Origin of the sequence: Luteibacter yeojuensis (assembly GCF_000964085.1) — a bacterium.
GTDB lineage: Bacteria > Pseudomonadota > Gammaproteobacteria > Xanthomonadales > Rhodanobacteraceae > Luteibacter > Luteibacter yeojuensis_A.
In genome coordinates this window covers 26,898-45,795 of sequence record NZ_JZRB01000030.1, presented here as the reverse complement: position 1 = coordinate 45,795, position 18,898 = coordinate 26,898, and the positions used below count along the sequence as shown (strand labels likewise).

At 69.0% G+C, this 18,898-nt stretch carries 23 protein-coding genes; 15 read left to right on the top strand and 8 right to left on the bottom strand.

Annotated elements, in window-relative coordinates; genetic code table 11:
- Positions 1–36 precede the first annotated feature (36 nt).
- On the bottom strand, positions 37–1,218 hold the full coding sequence (gene purT / locus VI08_RS14195; RefSeq protein ID WP_045830258.1) for a formate-dependent phosphoribosylglycinamide formyltransferase: 1,182 nt from the start codon (positions 1,216–1,218) through the stop codon (positions 37–39).
- 125 nt (positions 1,219–1,343) lie between these two features.
- Here purT and VI08_RS14190 point away from each other — a divergent pair, with 125 nt between their 5' ends.
- Positions 1,344–2,849, top strand: a complete 1,506-nt coding sequence (locus tag VI08_RS14190; protein WP_198148957.1) for a transglutaminase-like domain-containing protein — start codon at positions 1,344–1,346, stop codon at positions 2,847–2,849.
- Positions 2,850–2,855: 6 nt separating this feature from the next.
- Here the strand turns inward: VI08_RS14190 and VI08_RS14185 are convergent, their stop codons facing one another.
- On the bottom strand, positions 2,856–3,245 hold the full coding sequence (locus tag VI08_RS14185) for a DUF423 domain-containing protein (RefSeq protein WP_045830343.1): 390 nt from the start codon (positions 3,243–3,245) through the stop codon (positions 2,856–2,858).
- 80 nt (positions 3,246–3,325) lie between these two features.
- Here VI08_RS14185 and VI08_RS14180 point away from each other — a divergent pair, with 80 nt between their 5' ends.
- Entirely contained in the window at positions 3,326–3,937 is a 612-nt protein-coding gene (locus tag VI08_RS14180) for an SCO family protein (RefSeq protein WP_045830256.1), read from the top strand.
- Positions 3,937–4,374 carry a copper chaperone PCu(A)C gene (locus VI08_RS14175; protein WP_045830255.1) on the top strand — a complete coding sequence of 146 codons (438 nt, stop codon included), beginning with the start codon at positions 3,937–3,939 and terminating at the stop codon, positions 4,372–4,374. Before VI08_RS14180 ends, VI08_RS14175 begins: the two co-directional genes overlap by 1 nt.
- Positions 4,375–4,479: 105 nt before the next feature.
- Here VI08_RS14175 and VI08_RS14170 read toward each other — a convergent pair whose 3' ends face one another.
- The 3 genes from VI08_RS14170 to VI08_RS14160 are packed head-to-tail and all read right to left on the bottom strand — an operon-like array spanning position 4,480 to position 6,477.
- A complete protein-coding gene (locus tag VI08_RS14170) occupies positions 4,480–4,749 on the bottom strand; it encodes an acylphosphatase (RefSeq protein WP_045830254.1) in 270 nt (89 codons plus the stop codon).
- A gap of 1 nt (position 4,750) precedes the next feature.
- A complete protein-coding gene (locus tag VI08_RS14165; RefSeq protein WP_052697966.1) occupies positions 4,751–5,215 on the bottom strand; it encodes a TlpA family protein disulfide reductase in 465 nt (154 codons plus the stop codon).
- A complete protein-coding gene (locus tag VI08_RS14160) occupies positions 5,212–6,477 on the bottom strand; it encodes a YihY family inner membrane protein (RefSeq protein WP_045830253.1) in 1,266 nt (421 codons plus the stop codon). The genes VI08_RS14165 and VI08_RS14160 overlap by 4 nt, the downstream gene beginning before the upstream one ends.
- Positions 6,478–6,558: 81 nt before the next feature.
- On the opposite strand from VI08_RS14160, the gene wrbA reads away from it, so the two are divergent.
- The 4 genes from wrbA to VI08_RS14140 are packed head-to-tail and all read left to right on the top strand — an operon-like array spanning position 6,559 to position 9,694.
- A complete protein-coding gene (gene wrbA / locus VI08_RS14155) occupies positions 6,559–7,161 on the top strand; it encodes an NAD(P)H:quinone oxidoreductase (protein ID WP_045830252.1) in 603 nt (200 codons plus the stop codon).
- Positions 7,158–7,493, top strand: coding sequence for a DUF2069 domain-containing protein (locus VI08_RS14150; RefSeq protein ID WP_052697964.1), 336 nt, complete (start codon positions 7,158–7,160; stop codon positions 7,491–7,493). The genes wrbA and VI08_RS14150 overlap by 4 nt, the downstream gene beginning before the upstream one ends.
- An 11-nt stretch (positions 7,494–7,504) precedes the next feature.
- Positions 7,505–9,154, top strand: coding sequence for an acyl-CoA dehydrogenase family protein (locus tag VI08_RS14145; RefSeq protein ID WP_045830251.1), 1,650 nt, complete (start codon positions 7,505–7,507; stop codon positions 9,152–9,154).
- Between the two features lie 54 nt (positions 9,155–9,208).
- Positions 9,209–9,694, top strand: coding sequence for an asparaginase domain-containing protein (locus VI08_RS14140; protein ID WP_045830250.1), 486 nt, complete (start codon positions 9,209–9,211; stop codon positions 9,692–9,694).
- On the opposite strand, the gene VI08_RS14135 is transcribed toward VI08_RS14140, so the two are convergent.
- Together VI08_RS14135 and VI08_RS14130 are read right to left on the bottom strand one after the other, a co-directional pair.
- Positions 9,691–11,019, bottom strand: coding sequence for a S8 family peptidase (locus VI08_RS14135; RefSeq protein ID WP_045830249.1), 1,329 nt, complete (start codon positions 11,017–11,019; stop codon positions 9,691–9,693). The genes VI08_RS14140 and VI08_RS14135 overlap by 4 nt on opposite strands.
- A 244-nt stretch (positions 11,020–11,263) precedes the next feature.
- Complete coding sequence (locus tag VI08_RS14130) at positions 11,264–13,111, bottom strand: M4 family metallopeptidase (protein ID WP_045830248.1); 1,848 nt, start codon at positions 13,109–13,111, stop codon at positions 11,264–11,266.
- Between the two features lie 230 nt (positions 13,112–13,341).
- On the opposite strand from VI08_RS14130, the gene VI08_RS14125 reads away from it, so the two are divergent.
- A complete protein-coding gene (locus VI08_RS14125; RefSeq protein WP_045830247.1) occupies positions 13,342–13,782 on the top strand; it encodes a DUF4279 domain-containing protein in 441 nt (146 codons plus the stop codon).
- A gap of 7 nt (positions 13,783–13,789) precedes the next feature.
- Here the strand turns inward: VI08_RS14125 and sufT are convergent, their stop codons facing one another.
- Positions 13,790–14,347, bottom strand: a complete 558-nt coding sequence (gene sufT, locus VI08_RS14120) for a putative Fe-S cluster assembly protein SufT (protein WP_045830246.1) — start codon at positions 14,345–14,347, stop codon at positions 13,790–13,792.
- A 138-nt stretch (positions 14,348–14,485) separates the two neighbouring features.
- On the opposite strand from sufT, the gene VI08_RS14115 reads away from it, so the two are divergent.
- The 7 genes from VI08_RS14115 (at position 14,486) to VI08_RS14085 (ending at position 18,824) form a co-directional block, all read left to right on the top strand.
- Positions 14,486–14,923 carry a hypothetical protein gene (locus VI08_RS14115; RefSeq protein ID WP_045830245.1) on the top strand — a complete coding sequence of 146 codons (438 nt, stop codon included), beginning with the start codon at positions 14,486–14,488 and terminating at the stop codon, positions 14,921–14,923.
- A gap of 203 nt (positions 14,924–15,126) precedes the next feature.
- Positions 15,127–15,645: an RNA polymerase sigma factor gene (locus VI08_RS14110; RefSeq protein ID WP_428992154.1), complete on the top strand. Its 519-nt coding sequence runs from the start codon at positions 15,127–15,129 to the stop codon at positions 15,643–15,645.
- On the top strand, positions 15,642–16,025 hold the full coding sequence (locus tag VI08_RS14105) for a hypothetical protein (RefSeq protein WP_045830244.1): 384 nt from the start codon (positions 15,642–15,644) through the stop codon (positions 16,023–16,025). Before VI08_RS14110 ends, VI08_RS14105 begins: the two co-directional genes overlap by 4 nt.
- Positions 16,022–16,576: a DUF3106 domain-containing protein gene (locus tag VI08_RS14100; RefSeq protein ID WP_045830243.1), complete on the top strand. Its 555-nt coding sequence runs from the start codon at positions 16,022–16,024 to the stop codon at positions 16,574–16,576. The genes VI08_RS14105 and VI08_RS14100 overlap by 4 nt, the downstream gene beginning before the upstream one ends.
- Before the next feature lie 101 nt (positions 16,577–16,677).
- Complete coding sequence (locus tag VI08_RS14095; RefSeq protein ID WP_045830242.1) at positions 16,678–17,250, top strand: nitroreductase family protein; 573 nt, start codon at positions 16,678–16,680, stop codon at positions 17,248–17,250.
- Positions 17,238–18,137 carry a 5'-3' exonuclease gene (locus VI08_RS14090; RefSeq protein WP_045830241.1) on the top strand — a complete coding sequence of 300 codons (900 nt, stop codon included), beginning with the start codon at positions 17,238–17,240 and terminating at the stop codon, positions 18,135–18,137. The genes VI08_RS14095 and VI08_RS14090 overlap by 13 nt, the downstream gene beginning before the upstream one ends.
- 102 nt (positions 18,138–18,239) lie before the next feature.
- Positions 18,240–18,824: an NUDIX hydrolase gene (locus VI08_RS14085; RefSeq protein ID WP_045830240.1), complete on the top strand. Its 585-nt coding sequence runs from the start codon at positions 18,240–18,242 to the stop codon at positions 18,822–18,824.
- The last annotated feature ends 74 nt before the right edge of the window (positions 18,825–18,898 follow it).

The following is an 18,898-nucleotide window of genomic DNA, read 5'->3' as shown; positions in this document are numbered from 1 at the left end:
AGCTTAACATTCAGGCGTGAACGGACGTTGAGGCCGTCAGAGCACGACCCGGATGCGGCCGGCCGCCCGCTTGGCCTTGTCCAGGGCTTCGTCCACCGTGGCGGCCCGGGCGAGGGTCACCGCCATGCGCCGGCGCCCGCGCACCTCGGGCTTGCCAAAGATACGGAGCATGGTGCCCGTTTCCGCCAGCGCCTCCGCCACGCCATGGTAGGTGGGCGCGTGGCCCTCGCCCTCCACCAGCACGGCGCACGAGGCGGCCGGCGCGAACAGGTGTATCTCGGGCACGGGCAGGCCGAGGATGGCCCGGGCGTGCAGCGCGAATTCGGAAAGATCCTGCGAGATAAGCGTGACCAGGCCGGTATCGTGGGGGCGTGGGCTCACCTCCGAGAAGATGACCTCGTCGCCGCGGACGAAGAACTCCACGCCGAACACGCCCCAGCCGCCGAGCGCGCTCGTGATGGCATCGGCCTGGCGTTCGGCGGACGCACGCGCGGCATCGCTCATCGGCTGCGGCTGCCACGATTCGCGGTAATCGCCGTCTTCCTGGCGGTGGCCGATGGGCGCGCAGAACGACACGCCATCGCGGTGGCGCACGGTCAGCAAGGTGATCTCATAGTCGAAATCGATGAAGCCCTCGACGATGACGCGCCCCTTGCCGGCACGGCCACCGGATTGCGCGTAGTCCCACGCCTTGCCCGCATCGGCCGGCGTGCGGACCACGCTCTGGCCCTTGCCCGATGAACTCATCACCGGCTTCACCACGCATGGCGTGCCCAGGGCGGCGATCGCCTCGTCAAAGGCCTCGCGTGTGTCGCAGAAGCGGTAGGGCGACGTGGGCAGCCCGAGCTCCTCGGCGGCCAGCCGGCGGATGCCTTCGCGGTCCATCGTGAGCCACGCGGCCTTCGCCGTCGGAATCACCTTCAGGCCCTCCTGTTCCATCGCCACGAGGGTCGGCGTGTGGATCGCCTCGATTTCGGGCACGACGAGGTTGGGCTTTTCTTCCTCGATAAGCGCGCGCAGCGCGGCGCCGTCGAGCATGTCGATGACGTGGCTGCGGTGGGCGACCTGCATGGCCGGGGCGTTCGCGTAACGGTCCACCGCCACCACCTCCACGGCGAACCGCTGCAGTTCGATCGCCACCTCCTTGCCGAGCTCGCCGGAGCCAAGCAGGAGCACCTTCAGGGCGGTGGGGGTGCGGGGCGTGCCGAAGGTATGCATGGGAGGCGGGTCCAGGGTGGGAAAGCGCCCATTCTAGCGGGCCGGGCACCCAACGAATGGGGGGCTTGACTCGGGCCGCGAACGTGGTGTTATGCAGCTGTCCCCGACAATCCGGAAGTACGCCCATGAGACGCTCACGCGCTGTTCTCGCCGTACTGCTGTGCCTGGCCCCGGCGTGCGCGCTGGCCACGGAAACCTGGATGACCGTCATGCTCGACGGCCGCAAGGTGGGCAAGCTGAAAATCGACCGCGAGGTGGCCCAGGACAAGGTCACCACCTCGCAGGTGCTCGATTTCCGGCTCACCCGGATCAAGACCCCGCTGGCCATGCGCACCGAGATCCAGTCGGTCGAGTCCGCCGCGGGCGTGCCGCTGGGCTTTTTCGCGAAGTCGTCGATGTCGTCGCAGGAAAACCTGGTGGAAGGCGAGCGGCGCGACGACGGCGCGTTCCAGGTCGCCAACACGGTAGGCGGCCAGTCGCGGGTGAACCTGCTGATCTGGCCTACCGGCGCCGCCATGGTCGAAGGCCAGCGGCTCAACATGGTACGGCGGGGATTCAAGCCCGGCACCACGTACCAGACACGGAATTTCGATCCGCAGAAGCAGCAGGTGGCCACCGTCGACGTGGTCGTCATCGGCGACGAGACAGTGGACCTGCCGCAGGGCCGCGAAACCCTGCACCACCTGCGGCAGAGCCTTGCCGGCGCCAACGGCAGCCAGTACGTCGATACCTGGGTGGACGACAACGGCAATGTGCGCCGTGGCATCGCGCCCTTGCTTGGCTTCCACATGGAAATGGCCGCCTGCGACCAGGCGTGTGCCAACGCACCGGACCAAGATGTCGACCTTCTCCGCGCGGCGATGGTGGAATCGCCCCGCCCCATGGTGTCCAGCATGCGCGTGGCGCCCGTGCGCTACCTCATCACCGTGCGTGGCGACCGGCCTAACCCGTTCATCGAAACCGACGAGCAGCATGTGCACCCGCTGGGCGATGGGCTTTACCAGATCGATGTCGGCTTCGCGGTACCCGACAGCACCGAGGCCGGCCCGGGTGTCGACGACACCGCGGCCAATCCATGGGTGCAATCCGAATCACCCGAGGTCATCGCGATGGCGCGACGCATCGTCGGCGATGCCGCGAGCGACCTGCAACGCATGCGCCGGCTGCGCTCCTATCTTTCCGATTACATCTCGGAAAAGGGACTGGACGTGGGCTACGCCTCCGCGCTGGAAACCATGCACACGCGCCGCGGCGATTGCACCGAGCATGCCGTGTTGCTCACGGCGCTGGCACGTGCGCTGGGCATCCCGGCACGGGTCGTCACGGGCATCGTTTACGTGGACCGGTACGGTGGCGCGGCTCGCGTCTTCGTGCCCCATGCATGGACCCAGGCCTGGATCCAGAATCGTTGGGTGAGTTTTGATTCCGCCCAGCGCCGCTTCGATTCCACGCACATCGCGCTTGGCGTGGGCAGTGGCGACCCGTGGCGGTTCTTCCACTCCATGAGCGTGCTGGGCAGCCTGCGGATCGAAAGGGCCACGGCGGCGTCCTCGCTCATGGACATGCCTGCACCGAGTTCAGAGATGAGCCCCTTCGCCGGCCAGGCTGGCGGCAAGGGTGGCGGCGGTTGAGCGCTGCTACTCGCGCTGGGCTGAGATGTTTCGCAGTGACATCGCGGCAGCCACCCAGCCGGCCATGAACGCTACGCCGCCCAGCGGCGTGATCGCGCCCGTCCAGCGCGGCGCACCCAGGGCTAGCGCGTAAAGGCTGCCCGAGAACAGCACGATGCCGACGCCGAACAGCGTGAGCGCCACGCGGCGTGCGCGGCCAGCGGGCAACCCCATGATGCCTGCGAACAACGCCAGCGCGTGCCAGAAGTGGTACTCGACAGCGGTGTGCCACACGGCGAGCGCGGTATCGTCGACCTTGCCACGCAGCGCGTGCGCGCCGAAGGCGCCGAACGCGACGGCGGTGGCGCCGGCAAAGCCGGCGAGGAACGCGGTGGGGCGGCTGACAGGTTGTCGCATGAAGGGGTTTCCGGTGGTGGCCATGCCGTGCGCCCGGCATGGGTGGCGTATGCTTCGGCGGTTCGCCTCCGGAGTGTCGCATGAAGCTGTTTCGTAGCCGCCGGGTGTTCCTGGCCCTGCTCGCCCTCGCCGCCCTGCTGCCCCTGGCCGCCTGCCAGCGCGAGGCGCAGCCGGCGTGGCGGCTCAACGACGTGGCCGGCCACCTGCCCGACCTCGACTTTCGCCTCACCGACGATAACGGCAAGCCCGTCACCGGCGCCGATTACCGCGGCAAGGTGGCCATCATGTATTTCGGCTACACGCACTGCCCCGATGTGTGCCCGCTCACGCTCACCCAGCTGCACGTGGTGCTCGACCGCCTTGGCGCGCCGGCCGACAAGGTCCGCATCCTCTTCGTCAGCGTCGACCCGGCGCGCGATACGCCGGCCATCATGCACACCTATGTCAATGCGTTCGACAAGCGCGCCGTTGGCCTCGTCGGCTCCCAGGCCGACGTGGAGGCGCTGGCCAAGCGTTACCGCTCGGCGTTCACGCGCGAGCCCGATCGCGGCGACGGCAACTACGAGGTGAGCCACAGCTCGGCCATCTACATCTTCGACGGCAAGGGGAAGGCCCGCCTGCTCGCCACGCCATCCGCCTCGCAGGACGACATCGTCCACGACCTGCACCTGCTGACGTCCCTGGAGCCCTGATGACGCGCACCCTCTTCCTCGCCGCCCTGCTCGCCACGGGCGCCGCGCACGCCGCCGAGCCCACCGCCATCAAGGCCAGAGGCGCATGGATCCGCGTGCTACCCGGCGGCCTGCCAGCCGGTGGTTATGTCACGCTGCAGAACACCTCGGCCGAGGGCCTCGCCATCACGGGTGCCGAAAGCGCCGACTACGGCGACGCCATGATCCACAAGAGCAGCACCGAGACCGGCATGGGCCGCATGGAGATGGTCGACAAGGTCGCCGTGCCGGCCAACGGCACGGTCGCGTTCTCGCCCGGCGGCTTCCACGTCATGCTCATGCAGCCGAAGCACCCGGTGAACCCGGGCGACAAGGTGGTGGTGACGTTCGAGCTTTCCGACGGCAGCAAGCTGCCGGTCACCTTTGTCGCGAAGCCGGCGAACGCCACCGGGCCCTAGTGCTCCATTTGTAGGAGCCCACTGCGTGGGCGATGCCTTTCGCGACAAAGCAACAGGCCCTGCAACGCCACGCGAAAAGATGTCGCCCACAGGGTGGGCTCCTACCTACTTCGTCAGGAAATCGCCCGGCACGTCGTGCACCGTGATCTCCTCCCGGTACAGCTCCTCCACCTGCGCCGTCGGCGGCCCGTCATGCAGCCAGGCCTCGAGCTGGTCGAGCGCCGTGGCATCGCCGTAGGCGACTACCTCGACGCTGCCGTCGATCATGTTGCGCGCATGGCCGGTGAGCTTAAGCCCCACGGCCTGCTCGCGGGTGCTGGCCCGGAAGAACACGCCCTGCACCCGGCCCCTCACGACGAATCGCGCGGCGTTCATGTCATTTCCCCTGGCCGATGGCCTGGCCGAGCTTGGCGGCATCCACGGGGCCGACGAAGCGCTTGGCGACGTGGCCATCCGGTGCGATGAGGTAGGTGGTGGGCAGGCCCTTCGGGCTGTCGAAATCCTTGGGCGGCGCCATGACGTCGACCTGCGCGATGGGGTACACCACCGGGTGCTTGGCGACGAACGCCTGGATGTCCTTCGCCTCGCTGTCCTCGAAGGCAAGGCCGATGGCCGTGACGTCCTTGCGCGACTTCACGAAGTTCGAGATATCCGGCATTTCCTTGATGCAGGGCACGCACCACGTGGCCCAGTAGTTGACGATGACCCACTTGCCGCGCTGCGCGGCCAGGTCGAACGGCTTGCCGTCGAGGGTTTTCACTTTCAGTTCGGGCGTGGTGGTGGACGCCATGGCGGGCACGGCGACGGCGAGCGCCAGGGCGGTGATGAGACGCGACATCATGGGGAAGCATCCTCGATGGGGGCGATGGGGGGAGGGAACAGCGTATCGAGCCGCGCGCCCAGGGTGGCGTCGAGCGCCGCGGCCAGCTGGTCGAGCAGCACGAGCAGGCTGGCCGGCAGGCGGATGCCCAGCCGTTCCACCTGCTGGCGTGGGTGCAGCGGAAGCCGGTAATGGGTGCAACGGTACACACGCAGCAGCTCGGTGGCATCGAGGCTGCGGCTCAGCAGCCAGCCGCCGGCCTCGCCGCGCTGGATCATGTCGGCCTTTTGCAGGTCCTCGAAATAGCCCGCGATGGCGTTGGACGGCAGGTAGGGCTCGCCCACGCGGACGCTGGCCGGGTCGACGCTATCGCCCGTGCGCTGCGCCTCGACGAAATACTGCAACACCACCAGCAGGCCGATGAACTCAGCGCCCTCGGGCAGGGCATCGTGCGGGCGCGTGTACTCGAAGGCCGAAATGGACGCGGCGATGGACGCGCCGAGGATCACGATGATCCACGACAGGTAGATCCACAGCAGGAAGATGGGGATGGCCGCGAGCGCCCCGTAGATCTCCTCGTAGGTAGGCGCATGGCGGATGAACTCGGTGAAGCCCCAGCGCGCGATCTCGAAGAGGATGGCGCTGAGCAACGCGCCGATGGCCGCGTGCCGCCACGACACGCGGCGGTTCGGCACCATGGTGTACATGAGCACCAGGGTAACGAACGTGATGACGAACGGCAGCAGGTTCAGCAGGCCGCCCTGCGTGGCGAGCTGGTCGGCGGCCTCGTGCAGCATGGGCAACGCGGTGAGGTACGACGAGGCGACGAGGCCGCCCACCACCAGGATGGGGCCGAGCGTGAGCGCCGCCCAGTACAACAGCAGCCGCGATGTCCAGCCGCGCGGCTTGCGCACGCGCCAGATGCGGTTGAGGCGATCCTCGATGCTCACCATCATCGACACGGCGCTGAACAGCATCACCAGGATGGAAATGCCGGTGAGCTGGCTGGCCTTGTCGGCGAACGCGAGCATGTATTCCTGGATCTTGATGCCCGTGGCGGGGACGAAGTTCTGGAACGCGTAGTTGGCCAGGCTGCCGCGCCACTCGGCGAACACCGGGAACGCCGACAGGATGGCGAACACCGCCACGGTGAGCGGCACCAGCGACACCAGGGTGGTGTACGACAGGGCACCGGCCGTTTCGAAGCACTTGTCGTCGACGAAGCGCAGCCAGGTGAAGCGGGTGAAGCTCAGGGCGCGGTCGCGATCGAAGCGCAGCGGCATGGGCATCCTTCGTTGGTGCCAGGCAATTGGGCACGTGCTCGTGGTTCTGCGAGACTAGGGCCTTCCACAAGGCGCCCGTCCATGTCTCACGACATCCTCGTACTCTACTACAGCCGCCATGGCCACACGGCCCAGCTTGCCCGCCTCGTCGCCCGCGGCATCGAGGAAGTGCCCGGCATGCGTGCCCGCCTGCGCCAGGTGCCACCCGTGGCGCCAGCCACCGAAACCGCCATGCCGCCCGAGCCGGAAGAAGGCGCGCCCTATGTCACGCGCGCCGACCTTACCGAATGCGTGGGCCTGGCGATGGGCAGCCCCACCCGCTTCGGCAACATGGCCGCGCCGCTCAAGCATTTCCTCGACACCACCGGCGCGGAATGGGCCTCCGGCGCGCTCGCCGGCAAGCCCGCCGCCCTGTTCACCTCCACCAGCACCATGCACGGCGGGCAGGAATCCACCCTGCTCACCATGGCCCTGCCCCTGCTCCACCACGGCATGTTGATCGTGGGCATCCCTTACACCGAGCCGCTGCTTTCGACGACCACCTCGGGCGGCACGCCTTACGGCGCCAGCCATGTGGCCGGGCCCAAGGGCGAGAACGCCATCACGGCCGACGAACGCGAGCTGGCCCGCGCACTGGGCAAGCGCCTCGCGGACATCGCGCGCCGCCTGGGTACCCCCGCATGACGGCACGGCCCACGGGCCTGCAGAAAGCCGGGCTATACGCATGGGCGGCGCTGCTCGGCGTGCAGCTGCTGTGGTACACGATGTACCCGCCGGTTTCGATCCCGGCATGGGTGGCGCTGCTGATCACCGTGCCGCCCCTGCTCCTGCCGTTGCTGGCATTGCGCAACATCACCCGCGCGCTGCTGTGGGTGGGCATCCTGGCGCTGTTCTATTTCTGCCACGGGGTGGCCGAGGCCTGGAGTTCCACCGGCGACCGCTGGCTCGCGTTCGTGGAACTCGCGTTGTGCCTGCTGCTTATTGGTACGCTTGGCGCCGGGGTGCGCAAACGATAGAGGGTTCCACGATGGGCTTCCTGCAGGACGCGCCGCGCCTGGCGCATCCGTTCCGCGACGACCGCGTGCTCGATGCATGGCTTGGCCATGCGTTGCCGGTGGACCGGCTGGCCGACAGCGCGGCCGACCTCGATGCGCTGGGCGACTATGCGCTCGATGCGTACGACCGCCGCATGCGCACGCCGCGCACGGAACCCGTGCTCACGCAGTGGGATGCCTGGGGTGCCCGTGTCGATCGCATCGCCCTGACGTCTGCATGGGAAGAAGGTGCCGACATCACGACCCGCCACGCGGTGCTCGCCGCGGGCCATGGCGAGTCGCCCTGGTCGCGCGTGGAAACCTTTGCCCGGGTGTACCTCTACCACCCGGCCAGCGAGTTCTACTGCTGCCCCCTGGCGATGACCGATGGCGCCGCGACGGCCTTGAAAGCCTCCGGCAACCGGGAACTGATCGACCGCGCCCTGCCCCACTTCCTCAGCCGCGACGCCGCCACGTTCTGGCTTTCGGGCCAGTGGATGACGGAAACGCCGGGCGGCTCGGACGTGGGGCGCACCGAAACCGTGGCCCGCCGCGACGCGCGCGGGCAGTGGCGCCTGTATGGCCGCAAGTGGTTCAGCTCGGCCGTGGTGGGCGAAGCCGCGCTGGCGCTGGCCCGCCCCGAGGGCGCGGGCCCCGGCACGTCGGCGCTCGCGCTGTTCTACGTCGAAACGAAAGACGAGGAAGGCCGCTGGCAGGGCCTCACCATCGACCGCCTGAAGAAGAAGCTGGGCACGCATGAGCTGCCGACCGCCGAGGTCACGCTCGACGGCGTGCCGGCCACGCCGGTGGGCCCACTGGAGCATGGCGTGCGCCAGGTGGCGCCCATGCTCAATGTCACCCGCACGTGGAACGCCGTGTGCGCCGTGGCAACGATGGCGCGCGCCATCGCACTGGCACGCGATTACGCCACGCGGCGCACGGCGTTCGGCGCGCGGCTCATCGACCAGCCGTTGCACGCACGCACCCTGGCGAACATGCAGGCCGAGTACGAAGGTGCGTTCTCGCTGGCCTTCCATGTCGCGGAACTGCTGGGTCACGTGGAACGCGGCGCGGCGGATGCGCACGGCGCCGCGCTGCTGCGCCTGCTGACGCCGCTGGCCAAGCTATGGACGGCGAAGGCATCGATCCGCATCGCCTCCGAAGCCCTGGAATGTTTCGGCGGTGCCGGCTACATCGAAGACACGGGGTTGCCACAACTGCTGCGCGATGCGCAGGTGTACGCGATATGGGAGGGCACCACCAACGTGCTTTCGCTCGACATGCTGCGCGCGCTGGGGGCCAGTGGCCTTGCACCGCTGCGTGCCGCGGTGGCAAACCTCGTGCCGGCTGGCGCGCCCGAGCTCGCCACGATCAACGCCACCCTGGACACCACCGAATCCCTGCTCGGCGACGTGGTTGGCGACCGTGCCGCGCTGGAAGCCAGTGCGCGCGCCATCGCCTTCACCCTCGCCCGGTGCATGGCCGGTGCCCTGCTGGTGCGCTCGGCCTCGTGGGGCGAGGCCGCCGGCGACGGGCGCCCCGCCGCGGCATGCCGCCGCTTCTTCGCGCGCGGCCTTGACCGCCTGGCGCTGCCGGCCAACGACGAGGACACCCTGCTGGCCACGGGGCAGCCCGCGACCTGAGGGGCCGGGGGCGCTAGACTAGGCGCCCCCCGATCCATGCCATCAGGTCAGCCCATGCAGCATCTCACCATCGTCACCACCGGCGGCACCATCGACAAGATCTACTTCGACGACAAGTCGGATTACCAGATCGGTGCGCCGCAGATCGGTGAGATCCTGGCCCAGCTGGGCGTCGCGTTCCGCTTCGACGTGATCCCCATCCTGCGCAAGGACAGCCTGCACGTGACCGACGAGGACCGCGCCCTGGTCCGCAGCACCATCGAGGCGCAGCCGCACCGCCACGTGCTGGTCACCCACGGCACCGACACCATGGTGGAGACCGCCGCCATCCTCGACGGCATCCCCGGCAAGGTCATCGTGCTGACCGGCGCGCTGAACCCGGCGCGCTTCCAGGGTTCCGACGCGGTGTTCAACGTGGGCTGTGCGGTGGGCGCGGTGCAGACGCTGGCCGATGGCGTGTACATCGCCATGAACGGCCGCGTGTGGGACCCGAAGAAAGTGCGCAAGAACCGCGACGCCAACCGCTTCGAAGCCGTCTAGGGCCTGCCCTGCGCCACCGCGTCGAGCGTGGCGCCCGCATCGAGCAAGCCGGCGCCGCAGCCCTTCGGGCAACGTGCCGGCCGCGCATTGTCGACGAGGTGGCGCGCCACCTCGTCCACGCCAAGGTCGGGGTCGAGCGAGCGCATGAGCGCCACCGTGCCGCTGACCAGCGGCGCCGCCATGGACGTGCCCGCCATGTAGCGGAAGACGCTGCGCCAGGGCGTGCGGCTGCCCTGGTCCACCGCCGAGATGAGGTCGTCGATGCGCTGGCGCGCGAGCGCACCGCCCGGGGCCGCGAGCGTCACCCCTGCCCCGTGGTTCGAATACCACGCCTGCCCAGCGCGGCGATCGAGCGCACCGACCGCGACCACGCCCGGGCAGTTGCCCGGCGCGAACGTGGTGGCGGCGACCGATTCGTTACCCGCCGCGGCGACGACCACCGAACCGCGTGCCCTGGCCTGCGCGATGGCATCACCCAGCGCGGCACCACACGCACCCTCCAGGCCCAGGCTGAGGTTGATGGCGTCGGCGCGGCGCGACGCCGCCGGCACGCCCGGCACGTGGCCACCGGACGCCCAGGCGATGGCGTCGATGATGTCGGACAGGCGGCCACCGCACGCGGCGAGCACGCGCACGGGCATGAGCTTCGCCTCCGGCGCCACGCCCACGATGCCCAACTGGTTGCCACGCCGTGCGACGGCAAGGCCCGCCACGTGCGTGCCATGCCACGTCGACGGCGCGGCCGCGCGGCGCCGCCCACATTCGCCCGGATCCTCCCAGTCGCCCTCGTCGCGCGGATCGGCGTCGCGGCCATCGCCGTCACGCGCGCGGTCGGCGTCGCTGACGAAGTCGTAACCCGGCACCTGCTGGCCGTCGAGCTCGGGATGCGCCGTGATGCCGGAATCGAGCACGGCGACGAGGGCACCCGCGCCCCGCGTGCGTGCCCACGCCACGTTCGCGTCAATGCCCGCGCGGGCATCGTGCAACGACCACTGACGCGGGTAGAGCGGATCGGGCAGCGCGAAGGGCCGCGCCATGCGATCCTCCTCGACGCTGACGACGCCGGGCAGGCGCACGAAATGCGCGGGGTTGCCATCGTCGACGTCGAACAGCTGCGCGCCGGTCGCCAGCGTGGCGACGTGGCGCGGCTGGCCGGGATCGACGAGGCGAGCCGCGCGGCGTGCGCGCGCGGATGGCGCCGGCGGCGTGGAGGCGACACGCGCGGCCTCCGCCGAGGCCTGGTCGGCGAAGCGCACGATGAAGCGCGTGGCCGCGGGTGCGGGCATGGCGGCGAGAAGAAGAAAACAGGGAACGAGGTAACGCATGGCGAGGTGCCCTCCGTGGTGGGTGGACCACCCACGTTAGGCACATCGCAAGCATGGGCCTATGGCCGGCGGCTGAAAAACCTGTAGGCCTAAGCCGCGCCCTACGACATCGGTTCATTCGCGTTAGCGAATGAACCGGTCAAAGAGCATCGCTTGCAAGCAAGCTCCTACCACGGCGTGGAAAAAGGAAAGGGCCAGGACAAGCCTGGCCCCCTCCCCGGGAGTACTGCATTGGCGCGTTCGCTTACGGCGTCCAGGTCGCCTTGAGCGAGACACCCGAGAACGACGAGTAACCACGCATCTTCACGTAGTAGGTACCGGCCTGGGTCGTGGCGAAACTGCACGACTCGGCGTTGCCGGTCTTGTACGGGCGGCAGTTGTAGCTCGAGGTGGTCGGGGCCGAACCGAACTTCACGTAGAGGTCGGCATCACCGGAACCACCGCTCGTGGCGATGACCAGGTTCTTGGCGCCAGCCGCCACCGTGACGGTGTAGCTCAGCTCCTGATTCGCCGAGCCGGTGAGGCCCGTCTTCGCGGTTCCGTTCTTCAGCGCACTGGCGCTGCCGCCATCACCGCCACCGCCGGTGGAGCAGGTGACACCCACCTTGGTGAACGCCGCGGCGACATCCGTGGCCGAATAGCCGAGGTCGGTGGCCGCGCTGGCGACGCCGCACGAACCGGAGTTGAAGTCCGACGTGGCCGTCCAGTACACGCCGTTGGCGCGGGCGAAGGCCTTGAACGCCTTCACGGTATCCCAGCCACTGGTCTTGGCCAGCAGGCAGAACGCCTTGTTGTAGACGCCCGACGAGTAATGCACGTCGAGGCCACTGGTGTAGTCCGAGGCATTGCCGATCGAACCGCCATCCTTCGGCGGATCGCACATGTAACGCAGCGCGTCGCCGATGCCAGCGCTGCTCTTGACGATGTCGGCGCCGACGAGGAAGTCGTTCGAGCCACGGTCGAAGTACTCGGCCGCTTCACCGGCGATATCGGAATAGGCTTCGTTCATGCCGCCCGACTGGCCGTCGTATTCCAGGCCCGAATGCTGCTCGGTGTAGCCGTGGCTGATTTCATGCGACGTCACGTCCAGCGCCACCAGCGGGTAGAACGTGCTGGCGCCATCGCCGAAGGTCATCGAGCTGCCGTCCCAGAACGCGTTCTCGTAGCTGGAGCCGTAGTGCACCTTCATGATCAGCACCTGGTTCAGCGGCGGCGCGCCCGTGTACGAGTTGTACATGTCATGCACCACGCCACCGAAGTGGTGGGCGTCGTTGATGGGGCCGTAAGCGCCGTTCACCGCGTCGCCACTGGAGGTGGGACAGGTGAAGCTCCACAGCGTGCCGCTGCCGGAGGTCGCCTTCTTCATGTTGTACGTTTTCACGTTGCTGTTCTGCATCGTGCAGGTGGTGCCCGACTGCGTGACGCTCAGCGCCGGCTTGCCGCCCGCGCCCCACGTGTACTGGCCGGTCTTGCCGTTGCCGCCCGGGCCGGTGGCGTCGGCGTAGGTCAGGCCTTCCCACTGCTTGATCACTTCGCCGGTGTTGGCGTCGACGATGGCGGTGGGGCGCGTCGGGTGGTCACCGCCGCTGAAGAACGAGGTGAGGTAAACAAGGCGGGCGGGCGCGCCGTCCACCGGGTAGACGTAGAGATCGGCCTTCGGGTTCTCCGGCTTCACGGTGGCGACGCCACGCAGGGTCTTGCCCTGCTTCGTGAGCACGGCCACCGCGGCGGCCTGGTCGAGCTTCGGCGACACCGAGGCGATATCCACCTGCAGGTCGGAGGCGACGACGCCGTTGGCGACCAGCGCGTTGCCCTGCGCATCCTGCTCCACGGCGATGCTGCGGCCATAGACCGGCACGCCCTTGAAGGTCTGTTGCATGCGTACGGTCTGCGTGCCCTTCACCGTGGGCAGCGCGTTCTTCGCCACGAAGGCGTTATCGGCCGTGAGGCCCAGCTTGGTGGCCAGCTGGTTGGCCGGCGCGGCGCCGAGGTTCTGCGCGCGCAGCGCCTGCTCGGTGGCCGCCGAGGCAGCCGACGTGGCGACGATGCCGACGGCGGCCGCCAGCAGTTTCAAACGAACATGATGTGCCATTTACGTTCCTCCTCCGGGAATGGGCAACACGAGGCCGTTGCGGCCGTGAAGGACCACATTCCGAACGATGATGATTTCGCGCCGCAGCGCGAATGCCCGTGTGACTTCCGAATCCCCCCAGACCGAAAGTCCTTGCCAACCTATCGCAAGAACTGGCGAGCGCCTACCTAGGGGTTTCCCTAGGTCGCGAAAAAACGCGATGCTACGCACGAAACCGAAGGGGAACCCGCATGGCCACCGGCACGCTCGATATCGACACCGACCTTGCGCAACGCACGCCCGTGGTCACGGCGTCGTTCCGGCTCACGTCCGAGCACCACGTGCTCGACCACCTTGTAAGCGGTTTCGGCATCGAGGGGGGCGCCAGCTGGCAGAAGGGCGACGTGGACGACGAGGCGGCGCAAGCCCGGCGCACGCACGGCTGGGCGGTGACGCTGCCACCGCAGCGCACGTATTCGGTGGATACCGCGATCAGCGCGCTGCTGCATGCGCTGGCACCGCAACGCGATGCCATCCTGCAGGTGGTGGGGCTCATGGAAGTGGACGTGCACGTATGCATCGACGTGCAGGTGGCGCCTGGCCACCTGCCGGTGCTGCATGCATCGCCGGCGACGATCGCGGCGATGGCGGCCTACCACGCCGCATGCAGCGTAGCGCTGCGCGAGCTTTAGCCCGCGCTCAGAGCATGCCGGTTTCGAGCTTCGCCGCGTCCGACATCATGGAGTGGTTCCAGGGCGGATCGAACACGAGATCGACATCGGCCTCGATGATGGTGGGGATCAATTCCAGCTTCGTCCGCACGTCGTCGACGAGGATATCGCCCATGCCACAACCGGGTGCGGTCAGCGTCATCTTGACGTACGCCTTGCGCGCGCCTTCGTCGCTTTTCTCAAGGCTGACATCGTAGACGAGGCCCAGCTCCACCACGTTGATGGGGATCTCGGGGTCGAAGCACGTGCGCAGCTGCTGCCAGACCAGCTTCTCCACGTCGTCGTCGGAGGCATCGGCCGGCAGCTCGATGGGCCGCGGCGGTTCCTTGCCCAGCGCGTCGGCATCGTTGCCCGCGATGCGGAACAGGTTGCCCTCCACGTATACGGTGAAGCTGCCGCCCAGGGCCTGGGTGATGTAGCCGATCTGGCCGGCCGGGAGCGTCACCGTCTCGCCCTGCGGCACCATGACCGCCGGGCAGTCACGTTCGAGGGTGAAAGGCTCGCTGCTGAGGCTGAAACCGCTCATGGGTGTCCTGTGGAGGCGGCCCGCAGGCCGCAAAGTAGTCAATTATGGCATCCACCCCGCAAGGTTTGGGCGCCCGGCCCCGCCCTCAAGAGCGCGCGGCCCGGTATCATGCGGCCATGCGCCCTCCCATTCCGTGCCATGGCGGCTAACCCCCTCCGCCGTCTCGCCAACCTGTTGCCAGGCCTCCTCGGTGCCGTGCTGTTCGGCTTCGCCGCCGGGGCCGTGTGGATGGTGCCCTCCATGATGTTCGGCCGCGCCCTGCCCGCCCTGGCCCTGCCCGTCGGCTGGGGCATCGGCTTCGTGGTGCGCCGCTGGCTACGCTTCGACGGCGCCACGGGGGCCCTGCTGGCCGTCGCGGCCACCCTGCTGGCCTCGGTATACGTCTGCTGCCTCGTGGCGGCCGCCACCATCGCCGGGATGATGGGCGTTGGGTTCGCCCAGGCCATCGCCGACGCGGGTGCGGCCATGCTCCTTTCCCTGGCCCGCCTGGCCCAGGGCCCGGGCGATATCGCGCTCTACGTGGCCGGCGCCCTCCTGGCCGCGCTGGTCGCCTGGCCCCTTGGCCGGCGCCGCTGAGCGACTTCACACCCGGTAAAGCACGGGGCCGGAAGATACCCGTCCATGGCAAGTCAACCAGCGGTGGCCGACCGCGTTTACCGGGGTGAACCAGGCTGATGGAGCACGAGGATGGCAAGCACGACGACGCGGAGAAAGCCGTGAACGGCTCGCTCGCGCTCGACAGCGCCGCGCTTGACGACCTCCGCGATGTCCCCGCCAGCATGGACGCTTTCCTCGCGGCGATCGAACGCCGCGCGTGGCGCATGGCCGAGATCCACCTTGGCAACCGAGACGACGCGCTCGACGCGGTCCAGGACGCCATGATGCGGCTGGTACGGCATTACGGAGACAAGCCCGCCCAGGAGTGGACCCCGCTTTTCTGGGGCATCCTGCGCCGGCGCATCGTCGACCTGCAGCGCCGCCGCAAGGTGCGCTCGATCGTGGTGGGCTGGATCGGCGGCGGCCACGACGACGACGGCGCCGAGCTCCCAGCGTGGGAGCCCGCCGACGACGCGCCCGACCCGTCGGGCCGGCTGCAGGATTCGCAGGCCTACGGCGATATCGTCACGGCGGTGCGCAACCTGCCCCGCCGCCAGCGCGAGGCGTTTACCTTCCGGGTCATGGAGGGCCTCGACGTGGCGGAGACGGCGGCGGCCATGGGCTGCTCCGACGGCAGCGTCAAGACACATCTTTCGCGCGCGATGCATGCGCTGCGCGAGCAACTGGAGGCATGGCGATGAGCCAGCACGATCATGAACTCGAACGCCGGGCGCGCGATCTGTACCTGCGCGCCAGCCGCGACGTGGACCCGGCCACGGCCGGGCGCCTGCGCGCCGCGCGCCGCACGGCCCTGGCCCGCCCCACCGGGCACCATGCCGTGCGCCGCGTGCTGATCCCGGCCAGCGCCTTCGCCATGGTGGCGCTCGCCTCGCTCATCGCGTGGCAGCCGGGCCGCGGCCCGGCATCGGCGCCGCCCGCCGCCGTGCCGACTGCCGAGGTGGCCGCCGACCCGAGCGACCTGCCGCCGGATGCCGACAGCACCGACCCGACGCTCTACCAGGACCTCCAGTTCTACAGCTGGCTCGCCTACAACGACACACAGGGCCGGGACCGCAAGTGAGCACCGTGCGCCGCCTTACCCTCTGCCTCGCCGCCATCCTGTCGCTCGCCGCGCCGCTCGCCGTCGGGGCGCAGGCCGCGCCGCCCCCGCCGCCGGGCGGCCGCGTGCCGGACGATCACCCCCTGCCGGCGCCGCGCCCCTGGGCACAGCTCTCGGCCGACGAGAAGGACATCCTGGCGCCGCTGGCGCACGACTGGGACACGTTCCCCGCCCAGCGCCAGTCGCGCATGCTCGACAAGGCCCAGCGCTGGCGTGGCCTGCCGGCCGGCCGCCGTGCGGAAATCCGCGACCGCATCGCGCACTGGCAGCAGATGACGCCGGAGGAACGCGCCCAGGCGCGTGCCAACCGGCAGAAATTCAACGACCTGACCCCCGAGCAACGGCAGAAGCTGCACGATGCCTTCGAGCGCTTCCGCTCGCTGCCCCCCGACCAGCGCCGCGCGCTGATGGAGCAATGGCGTAGCCAGAGCCCCGACCAGCATCGCCAGGCGCTCGATCACCTGGGGCCCAACGACGCGCTGCCGCCGCCACCACCACCGCGCGAGCATTAGCTCCCCCCTCTCGCCTGTGGGAGCGCGCTTGCGCGCGATGTCCTTGCCACCCCACCCCATCGCGCGCAAGCGCGCTCCCACAAGGGTGGTAAAATGGCGGGATGAACCAGCCCACCCTGGATGTCCTCAACGCCCGCCGCTCCGTGCCCTCGCGCCAGCTCGGCGAACCCGCCCCCGACGATGCCACGCTACGCCGCCTCATCGAGGCCGCCATCCGCGTGCCCGACCACGGCAAGCTCGAACCCTTCCGCATCCGCATCCTGCGCGGCGATGCCAAGCACGCGTTCGGCAAGGCGCTGGCCAGCATGGCCCTTGAGGCCAACCCCGACCTCTCCGACGCCAAGCGTGACAAGGAGCAGCGTCGCTATGAGTACGCGCCGCTGGTGCTCGTCGTGTCGGCCAAGGTCGACCCCGATAGCAAGGTGCCCGAGCTCGAGCAGAACCTCACCGCCGGCTGCGTGGCCTACAACCTGCTGCTGGGCGCGCAGGCGCTTGGCTATGGCGCGCAGTGGCTTACCGGCTGGGCGGCCTACGATCGCGACGTGGCCAGGCTGCTGGGCATGAAGAAACACGAGCATGTCGTCGGCTTCATCCACGTCGGCACGCCGGCCATGGAGGCGCCCGAGCGCGAGCGCCCGTCGTACGACGACATCGTGGCGCCGTGGCAGCCGTGAGCGGCGGCGATACCGTCCACCTCGTGGACGGCAGCCTCTACGTGTTCCGCGCCTGGCACTCCATGCCGGACGAGTTCCACGACCACGACGGCGAGCCGGTCAACGCCGTGCATGGCTTCACCCGCTTCCTGTGTGAACTGCTCGAACGCAGCAAGGCCGAGCATATCGCGGTGGCGTTCGATGCCTCGCTCACCACGTCGTTCCGCAACACCATCTACCCCGCGTACAAGGCCAACCGCGAGCTGCCGCCGCCGCAACTGGTGCGCCAGTTCGCGCTGTGCCGCGAGATCGCCGCCGCGCTGGGCCTCACGGTGCTCAACGACCACCAGTACGAGGCCGACGACCTGATCGGTAGCGCGTTGTGGGGCTTGCGCGTGCACGGGTTCCGCGGCGTCATCGTCTCCGCCGACAAGGATTTCGGCCAGTTGCTCGGCGAACACGACCAGCAGTGGGATTTCGCGAAGGACCTGCGCTGGGGCCCCACGGGCGTGTTCGACAAGCTTGGCGTGCACCCGCACCAGGTGGCGGATTACCTCGCGCTATGCGGCGATGCCGTCGACAACATCCCGGGCGTACCGGGCGTGGGTGCGAAAACCGCCGCCGCGCTGCTCGCCCATTTCGGCAGCCTGGACAACCTGCTCGACCGCCTCGACGAGGTGCCGTACCTGCGCATCCGTGGCGCCGCGGCATGCGCGGCGCGCCTGCGCGAGCACGCGGAGCTGGCCCTGCTCTACCGCCGCCTCACGCGCATCGCGCTCGACGTGGCGGTGGCGGAAACGGCGGATGCACTGAGCCGGCGGCAGGGGGATGCGGGGGCGGTGGATGCGCTTTGCGAGCGGATACGGTTCGGGCCCATGACGCGGTCGCGGCTGCGGGCCTTGCTGTAGCGGCCATCGCGCGCAAGCACGCTCCCACAGGAGGGGGCGGGTAGTCACACGGCAGATATCGTTTCTCCGCCATACTGCGCGGATCGCCTTAAGGAGCCCGCCATGCAGACCAGCCCGCTGCCGCACGCCTCGCCGATCCCCGACGACGCCAGCCTGCCCGAGGAAACCCTGTTCGCGGGCAAGTGGCTCACGCTGAAGAAACGCGGGCGGTGGGAATACGCGGCGCGCAACAACCCCGGCGGCGCGGTCATCATCCTGGCGGTGACCCCCGACGACAAAGTGGTGTTCGTCGAGCAATACCGCGTATCCATCCTCGCCAACACCATCGAGATGCCGGCAGGCCTCGTCGGCGACCTCGCGGGGGCCGAGGATGAAGACGTGCTGATCGCCGCGGCGCGGGAGCTGGAAGAAGAAACCGGCTATGCGTGCGGCCGCATCGAGTTCGTGCACGAGGGCCCGTCGTCATCGGGCATGAGCACCGAGATGATCGCCTTCGCCCGCGCCTGGGACCTGACGAAGGTGGGCAAGGGCGGCGGCGACGAGACCGAGAACATCATCGTCCATGAAGTGCCCCGCGCCGAGGCGGGCAAGTGGCTGTTCGACAGGGCCGCCGAGGGGTTCTCGATCGATGCCAAGCTTTTTGCCGGGTTGTGGTTCATCGAGCACCCGGAGGCGCACGCGCGCTAGGCCACGCGCCGCCCTTGTGGGAGCGCGCTTGCGCGCGATGTGCTCGCGGCAAGCCCCATCGCGCGCAAGCGCGC